The organism is Prevotella sp. P5-50 (genome assembly GCF_002251295.1).
GTDB lineage: Bacteria > Bacteroidota > Bacteroidia > Bacteroidales > Bacteroidaceae > Prevotella.
In genome coordinates this window covers 1-1,543 of sequence record NZ_NPJA01000018.1, presented here as the reverse complement: position 1 = coordinate 1,543, position 1,543 = coordinate 1, and the positions used below count along the sequence as shown (strand labels likewise).

The 1,543-nt window shown below is 35.0% G+C and carries 2 protein-coding genes; both read left to right on the top strand.

Annotated elements, in window-relative coordinates:
• Positions 1-750 (top strand): glycosyltransferase (locus CIK88_RS03795; protein WP_216820874.1); only part of this gene is annotated, 750 nt, incomplete at its 5' end.
• Between the two features lie 2 nt (positions 751-752).
• Positions 753-1,543: CapA family protein (locus CIK88_RS03790; RefSeq protein WP_158214635.1), on the top strand; the 791-nt coding region annotated here is incomplete at its 3' end.

Below are 1,543 nucleotides of genomic sequence, written 5' to 3'. Positions count from 1 at the left end.
GTTATACAACGGTTATACTCAAAATTCTATATTAACACCACATATAAACTATTTGATGGCCTTATTGTTATGACAAAGCCGCTAATGGAGTTTTATAAAGGACTAACAAGGAACGATTGTCTCTTTTTTGAAATGCCAATGACAGTGGACATCGAACGCTTTGAGGGGATTAAAGAAGAGCCCAATTTGCTGGGTGAGTACATGGCATATTGTGGTAACTTATCAAATAAAAAAGACGGTATACTTAACTTAATTGAAGCTTTTAGTTTTGTGGCACCACTTTATCCTCAGTTAAAACTCATACTAATAGGCGGTTCCTCTGATAATAAAGATCTAGATGTATATAAAGAACGTATAACAGAATTAGCATTAAACAATGTTATATTATACGGTAGAGTTGACAGAAATGATATGCCATCATTACTAAAGAATGCAAAGGCACTTTTACTAGCACGCCCTTCTAGTCTTCAATCTTCAGGTGGATTCCCGACAAAGTTAGGAGAATACCTTGCAACTGGTAATCCTGTTGTTGTGACGGCAGTTGGGGATATTCCATTATACTTAAACTCTTCTAATTCATTTATTGTTGAACCCGACAATAATCAGGCTTTCGCTGAAAAGATTTTGGAAATAATGAAAGACGAGGAGCGAGCGAGAGAAATTGGGAAGGCTGGACAGAGTTTAGCGAAAACTGTGTTTAATGCAAAAATCCAATCACATAATTTAAATAATTATCTACGGAGTTTATGAAGTTGGCTTTTTTAGGTGATATAGCTTTGTTTGGTCATCTTTCGCTTAGGAATAATAAAGGTGTCTACAACTATTTTAGTGAAGTTGAACAGTATTTAGCAACATGTGATCATGTTGTTGGTAACCTCGAATCTCCTTTTTCCGAAAAAAAAAGAACATATGGTGCTAAATCTGCGTATTTATATTCTGATCCCGAGAATATAGAAATATTAAAATACCTACATATCGATATCGTTAATCTTGCTAATAATCATGTCTTTGATTATGGAAAAGAAGGTTTGGCTCTAACAAAAGAACTTCTTATTCTCAATGGGATTGATTATTTTGGAGTAGATGGCAGGGAGGTTAAATTTGAAGAAGGCAACAATAAACTCTCTTTTGTAGGTTTTTGCTGTTATTCCTCGGGACCACAAGGCTGTGTGAAATATGGTGGGCCTGGTGTTAATGAGTTTAATTTGAGTGATGCAAAAAATATAATAAAACGAAATAAAGAAGCTGGATATTTGTCTATAGCTTCTGTACATGCAGGAATAGAGCATGTTAACTACCCAAGTATGGATACAATACGGGCCGCTAGGAAACTGGCTGACGCAGGTCCTATTATTTATTATGGCCATCACCCTCATGTTGCACAGGGAATAGAGAATTTGAAGGGATCGCTTATAGCGTATAGTTTAGGTAATTTCTGCTTTGATGACGTATATTCATCTGTTTCAAAGAAACCACTTATAGAATTATCTGAGAATAATAGGTCAACTTTTATTTTGGAAGTTATAATAGAACACAATCAAAT